The sequence below is a fragment of the Roseateles sp. P5_E11 genome (assembly GCF_054049355.1).
This window is the reverse complement of record NZ_JBFUMO010000316.1, coordinates 1-6,750: the sequence shown is the minus strand read 5'-3', so window position 1 is coordinate 6,750 and position 6,750 is coordinate 1. Positions and strand designations below refer to the sequence as shown.

Below are 6,750 nucleotides of genomic sequence, written 5' to 3'. Positions count from 1 at the left end.
AGCCTGCACTTCGCAGCTCTGCGGCACCGGGTGGCTGAGCTCGACGGCCCACTCGGCCAGGCCGATGGACAGCTTGCGCGACAGCTCGTCGGCCTCGTTCAGGRAGATGTTGAACAGCGCGATGCTGATGCGCAGCGAGCCGATGACCTTGAAGCCTTCGTCGGGGTCGGCCGACTCGGGTTCAGGCTCCAGCTCCGTCTCGGCAGGGCTGACCAGCGTGAGAACCGGCGCGGCCGGCTCCTCGTCCTCCTCGAGCAGCTTGTGCAGGGCCAGCGTGGACTCCTCCGGCCGGACCGGGGGCTCGGCCAGAGGTTCGGCGGCAATGACAGGCTCAGGCTCGTCCAGATCCAGCACGACGCCGAAGTTGGCCAAGGTCGGCTCTTCATCAGGCGTGGGTGGCAGCGGCAGGGGTTCGGTCGGTGCGTGGGCGTCGAACTCGCTGACCAGCTCGGCGGGTAGTTCGGTCGGGTCGAGATCCAGCGTGACCTCGGGCAGGGCGAGGTCGAGGTCAGCCTCGATGGGGGCCTCGTTGGCCGGTGCGCCAAGCTCGAGAACGAAGTCGGGCACCAGCGGCGGCGTCTCCTCCATCTCCGCCGGCAGTGCGGCGACGATGGGTTCTGCGGCCGGCTCGGCCATGACCTCGGGGCCACGCTCGATGGCTTCGACCGGGGTCGCGGCGTCCAGCGGCAGGTCGAGGCCTTGGGCTTCTACCGCTTCGATGGCTTCGGCGGCCGGAGCAGCCGAAACGGCAATAGGCAGGGGCTGGCCATGCAGGCGCAGCGAATCGGCACTGCGGCGCACCGGGTCGGGCAAGCTGTGGCCCGGTTCCGTGCCAGCAATCTGGTTGCGCCAGTGGGCAAAGTAGTCCAGCGCCTCGGTGGTGAAGCCCAGCAAGGCGGCGTCGGCCTGGGGGGTGGCTTCGGCGAGGCGGGCGTTGTAGAGCTGTTCGCAGGCCCAGGCACCTTCACCGAAGGGGTCCAGGCCGACCATGCGGGCGCTGCCCTTGAGGGTGTGGAAGGCGCGACGCACGATGGTGAGCTGGCCGTGGTCGGCGGGGGCCTGGCGCAGCTCTTCCAGCGCGGCCCGGGCGTTGCCGATGACCTCGTCGGCTTCCTCGAGGAAGATCTCGCGCATCTCGGGGTCGTCCGCGACGCTGGGCGCGGGCGGCGGGGGAGCAACCACGGGAACGGGTGCGGGAGCGGCCGGCTGCGACAGGTCGACGTCGGGCAGGCTGAGGTCGGGCAGGTCCAGCGTCCCCAGGTCGATGCGCAAGGGCTGGGTGGCGTCGTAGGCGGCGGGAGCGGCAATCTGGGCCGATTCGTCGACCAGGTCGACGTGGAAGCCGCTGGCCTCGAAACTCGGCAGCTCGACGGCGCCTTCGCGGCGGCCCATGACGGCGTCCAGGCGGCCGCTGGCGTCGTCGAACTGGAACATACGCTTGGCCAGCTGAGGCTGGACGCTGAGCATGTCGATCAGGAAACCCAGGGCGCCGAGGTTGTTGGCCAGGCGCTCAAACACGCCACGGGCGCTGGCGCGCTCGAAATCGATCTCGGTGTTGGCCAGGCCGTCGACCTCGTCGCGCATGCGAACGGTGGCCTGCGCCGCCTGGTCCAGGCCCAGCACGCTGAGCACGCCGCGCATGGCCTGCAACTGGCCGGGCACGGGAATCAGCAGCTCACGCCGGGCCGGGTCGCGGAAGTATTCGTCGCACTGCTTCTCGACTTCCGACAGGCTGGCACGCAGCTCGTGCACGACGCTGCCCAGGGTCTGGCGGTCGGAGACCCGGCGGTACAGGTCCTCCATCCAGTCTTCCAGCGGCTCGGGCGTCTGGCCATGGGCCACGGCCTCGACGCGGCGCGCCAGGCGACGCACGCGATCGGCCTGCTCGGGCTGGTCGAAGGCGGCGTCTTCCAGCGCGGCTTCGACATAGAGCAGGCTGGTGGCGATTTCCATGGCCAGCGCGGGTGGCGGCGTGCTGCGCGAGCGCAGCGTCGCGACGACGGCGCGCTGCAGTGTCTGAGCCAGCACTTCACCGCTGGGGAAGAGGCGGGTCAGCGAATCGGCCAGACCGGCGAACTGCTCGTCCAGGCCGGCCAGGCGGTGCTGGTCGCCTTCGGCGGCGCTGGACCAGCTTTCCTTGGCTGAAATCACGCGGCGCTTGGCTTGCGCGACCCAGGCCGGATCGATGCGGCCGAGGCCGGCGTCCTCGTAGTCGCCGGCATGCTCATCAGTGAGGCGGTAGGTTTCATGCACCGCTGTCAGGCGCGGGCCGGCGCCTTGGTTGACGCGGCACTGGGCACAGAAGAACAGCAGGTCCTGGGCCAGGCGTTCGCGCGCCGGGTCCATCTGATCGCCGTGGCCAACGAGGCGCAGTTCATGCAGCAGCTTGGAGCCCAGGCGTTTGGCATAGCCGTCGCTGGGAATCAGCTTGAGCGCCTGGCCTTCGAAGACGGCGGCGGCGAGTTGCCACAGCGTGCGCGTCGTGCCAGCGGGCAAGGCGGCTGCCAGACCAGCGCACAGGCCGGAAAGATTGGCCGCATGCGTCGAGCTGGGCTCGCGCATATGACGCAGCAGCGCGGCTTCAAAAGGCGCGCGCACGGCCTCGGGCGAACGCGGCGACACACCGGCTTCGGGCGCAATGCTGCGCCAGGACCAGTCGTACTGCCAGAGGTCGGCCGGGTGGATGCGATCGGCACCGTTGAGCTGCTGCAGCGCGCGATAGCCCGGATAGAGGGCCAGCGACGAAGTCTTGTTGCCAGCCAGCAGGCGGGCGACATAGGCCAGCAGGGCAAAGTCGGCGCGTTCGATGGTGTCGACGGTGCTGGCTTCGACCTCTAGCGGCCGCTCGGCCAGACGCGCGACGGCCACTTCGGCGGCGCGCAGCACGCTGGCGCCGGCCGGCAGGCCGACCAGCGACAGCACGCCGCTGACCTGGTGCAACTGCGCGGCCGCCTGCTGCAGCGGCGCGCTGGGCTGGGCATCACCGCCAAAGGCGGAGAGGCGGTTGTCGCCGCTGTCGCGCACGAGGCGGCGCAGGGTCTTGTGCACCGACTCCAGGGAGCGGCGCAACTCCTCCTGCACCCAGGCCAGTGGGCTGAGGTCGGCCGGGAGTTCGGAGTCTCGCAGGGAGCTGTCCATGCGTGGGCTTTCTCGCTCGATGCGGTAGGGCGGGGCCGGTCAGGCGACCTTGAATCGGGACACGGACGTGCGCAGCGCCTCGGCAGAGCGCGACAGCTCGTGCACCATCTGGGCGGTGGAGCGCGTGCCCTCGGAGGTCTGCTCGGTCACCGCGAAGATGTGCTGGATGTTGGAGGCCACCTCATTGGCATGCTCGGCTTCCTGCTGGGCCTGGGTCGAGATCTGCCCGATCAGGTTGTCCAGCTGGCGGGACACGCTGTCGATGTCTTCCAGCGCCTTGCCGGCCGCGTCAGACAGCTGCGTACCTTCCACCACCCCGCGCGTCGAACGCTCCATGGCGGCCACCGCATCGTGGGTGTCGGTCTGAATGGTCTTGACCAGCGCAGCGATTCGCCGCGTCGCGTCGCCGGAGCGTTCCGCCAGGCGCTGCACTTCTTCCGCAACCACCGAGAAGCCGCGACCGGCTTCGCCGGCGGACGCGGCCTGAATGGCGGCGTTCAAGGCCAGCACGTTCGTCTGTTCCGTGATGTCCGAGATCAGCTCCGTGATCTCGCCGATTTCCTGAGACGACTCGCCCAGGCGCTTGATGCGCTTGGAGGTCTCCTGGATGGAGTCGCGGATGGTGTTCATACCGGCGATGTTGTTCTGCATCGCGGACAGACCCTGCTCGGCAGCCTGACGGCTCTGGCGCGCCACACCGGCCGTTGTCTGCGCCTGCGCGGACACGTCGGTGATTCGGCTTGCCATGCCGAGCACGGCCTCGCCGGTGGCGCGGATCTCGTGCAGCTGTTCCTTGGAGGCCRCCAGCAGGTCGGTGGACGTCTGGTCCACCGCGCCGGTCGTGTCGGTCACGCGGGCTGCCGTTGCCTGCACCTGGCCGACCAGGTTGCGCAGCTCTTCCACCGTGTRGTTCACGGAGTCGGCGATGGCGCCGGTGATGTCTTCTGTCACCGTCGCTTGTTGCGTCAGGTCGCCTTCAGCGACGCTGGCCAGTTCGTTCATCAACCGCAAAATGGCGGCCTGGTTGGCGTCGTTGACGCGCTTGGCCTCTTGCTCCTGGGCCTCGGCTTCGCGGCGTGAGGCTTCGGCGAGCGCGGCGCGCTCGGACTGGTCGGCCACGAACAGGCGCAGGAAACCGAAGGCACCGGCCACCAGGGCAATCAGGGACAGCACCATGAAGGCGATCAGGCCCCAGCCCGCGCCGCCGGACTTTTCCAGCTCGCCGGCGGCCTGCTCCAGGCCCTTACGCAGCGGCTCGGAGTCGTTCAGGATGGCCGTCTGAGCTTCACGTGCCGACACCAGGCCCTGCAGGTTGCCCAGAATCGCAGAGGCTTGCGTGCGGGTCTGCTCGTACTGCTTGAGCAGGGTCTGCAGGCGTTCCTTCAGTTGCGGGTCGCGTGCCGCGTTCAGGCGCAGCTCGGGGCTGCCGCTGATGAGCGCTTCGGTGATGAGCTTGAAGGAGTTCAAGTCCTTGCCCAGCAGGAACACCGCCTCGGGGCTGACGCCTTCCTGGGTCAGGAATTCGTTGGCGCTCTTGCCGATACGCTGGGTCAGCATGACGAGCTGGCCGACGGCAGAGACTTCACCCGCCGACGAGCCGATCTGCAGGGCTTGAGATGACACGGCCTCGGCGCTTTCCAGCAGGTCGCTGGACTGCCGGTTGATGGCGCGCAGCGCCTGGCCGACCTGGGTCAGGATCTTTTCCTGGGACTGCACGACCTTGCCGTTCTTCTCGGCACGTTCGACCAGCGGCTTGACCATGTCCAGCGTCGGCTGCACGGCGGCCGGCGCGATCGCCAGGTCGCCTTCGCCGGTGCGCAGGTTGTTGACGACGCCGCTCAGCGTGCTGACCGACTCGCGCAGCTCCGCGAACGCGGCTGGATTGCCGACGAGGGCCGCGGACACGGACTTGGCCATGCGCTGTGAATGCATCAGCGCCTGGCCGGTGGCACGCACCTGGGCCGCACTGCGGCTGGAACTGGCCAGCACCAGGCTGACCGACACGGCCGTGCCGACGAGGCCGAGGACGACGAGGCCGGTCAGTGCACGCTGGCGGTGGCGGCCGAACAGGTCGGTCAGCTTCTCGGCACCGGTGGCCGCCTTGGGCGGCAGCATGGTCGGGTCGGCGGCCTGCGTGGTGGGCGCGAAGCTCATCGTGCTGCTGGGCGCGAACTCGCTGTTCGGGCCCGGTTCGGTGGGCACCGCCTGCGAAATGATGGACGGCGCCTCGGTGCGTGGATACACCTCGGTGCGCGCGGGAATCTCGACGCCGGCCAGGGTGGAGTCGGCGTTGCGGGTGGCGTCGAAGCCGACGTTGCTGCGCGAATCGATGGTCGTGTCGACGCCTTCCGGCGGCGCCAGCGGCAGATCATCGGCTTCGGACTTTCCCCTGATTTTGTCCAGCAGGCTCATCTCACCCTCGTCCTTCAGTGTTTGTGGTGCCGCACTCGCGCGCGGCTTGAAGCTTGGAAACAGATGCGCGCATCACGCGACGATGTGCAGGAAATTCTCCTGCCGCGACAACGCTTCRAGATTGATTTCTTGCCAGTTGCGCCCGGCTTCGTCGCGGCGCAGGGCGCCAGCAAAACGGGGCAGCGGCCCGGCGGGCTGCTGCTCGGCCAGCGGCAGTTGCTCGTCGCTGCGCAGGCCGGCCAGCCGGTCGACGAGCAACGCGCAGTTCAGGTTCAGGTCGCTACCCAGCGACACCAGGCGGCTTTGCACCGCCACGGCGCGGCCAGGCGCGGGATCGCGCAAGCCCAGGTAGACGGCCAGGTCGACCACGGTGAACAAGCCGCCGCGCAGGTTGGCCACGCCCGCCAGCCATGGCTTGGCATAGGGCACGGGCTTGATGGGCACGGGCGCGAAGATTTCGCTGGCCTGCTTCAGCGAGAACAACAGGCCGACGCCGGCACATTCCACGGCCAGCCAGTTCGCCACGAGCGTCTGCTCGCGCGCGGCCGCCATGCGCTCGGCCAAGCGCTGCTGGAGTTCGCGGAGTGCCGTCTTGTTTGCCATGCTCAGCGCCGCCCGGCCGCCCGAAGGCGATGAAGCGCCCCCGCGGGGGGCAGTGAACGAAGTGAACGTGGGGGCGTCATCATTTCAGCCCAGGGCTTTGATCTTGGCCAGCAGCTCTTCGGCCTTGACGGGTTTGACGACGTAGTCGCTGGCGCCCTGGCGCATGCCCCAGACCTTGTCCGTCTCCTGGCCCTTGCTCGTGCACATGATGATGGGGATGCCGATGTAGCGCTCGTCGCGGGTGATTGCACGCGTCAGCTGGAAGCCGTTCTGGCCGGGCATGACGACGTCCATCAGGATCAGGTCGGGCTTGGCCTCGGCCAGGCGCTTCATGGCCTCTTCGGCGTTCTCGGCCGTGCGGACAGTGAAGCCGCGCTTGCCCAGCATTTCCGATAAGGCATGCAGTTCGGTCTTGGAATCGTCAACCAGCAGGATGTTGTGAATGCTCATGGCAGTTCTCTTTACGTACGCGCTTCTTGCCGACGGTGCTGGAGCACCGCCTGAAGCAGCTGGTCCTTGGTGAAAGGCTTGGTCAGATAGTCCTGCGAGCCCACCATGCGCCCGCGGGCCTTGTCGAAGAGGCCGTCTTTTGACGAC

Annotated in this window: 4 protein-coding genes and 1 pseudogene; all 5 read right to left on the bottom strand. The window is 68.4% G+C overall.

Going from position 1 to position 6,750, the window contains the following annotated elements; translation table 11 throughout:
- A partial coding sequence (locus ACXJKR_RS20430; RefSeq protein ID WP_457324369.1) for an Hpt domain-containing protein occupies window positions 1-3,138 on the bottom strand: 3,138 nt, incomplete at its 3' end.
- A 39-nt stretch (window positions 3,139-3,177) separates the two neighbouring features.
- Window positions 3,178-5,550, bottom strand: a complete 2,373-nt coding sequence (locus tag ACXJKR_RS20425; protein WP_457324368.1) for a methyl-accepting chemotaxis protein — start codon at window positions 5,548-5,550, stop codon at window positions 3,178-3,180.
- A 72-nt stretch (window positions 5,551-5,622) separates the two neighbouring features.
- The gene (locus tag ACXJKR_RS20420; RefSeq protein WP_056199470.1) at window positions 5,623-6,153 is read right to left on the bottom strand and encodes a chemotaxis protein CheW; all 531 of its coding nucleotides are present in this window, start codon (window positions 6,151-6,153) and stop codon (window positions 5,623-5,625) included.
- 84 nt (window positions 6,154-6,237) lie between these two features.
- Window positions 6,238-6,603: a response regulator transcription factor gene (locus ACXJKR_RS20415; protein WP_056199473.1), complete on the bottom strand. Its 366-nt coding sequence runs from the start codon at window positions 6,601-6,603 to the stop codon at window positions 6,238-6,240.
- Window positions 6,604-6,614: 11 nt separating this feature from the next.
- Window positions 6,615-6,750, bottom strand: a pseudogene (locus tag ACXJKR_RS20410) (response regulator); the annotation flags it as partial.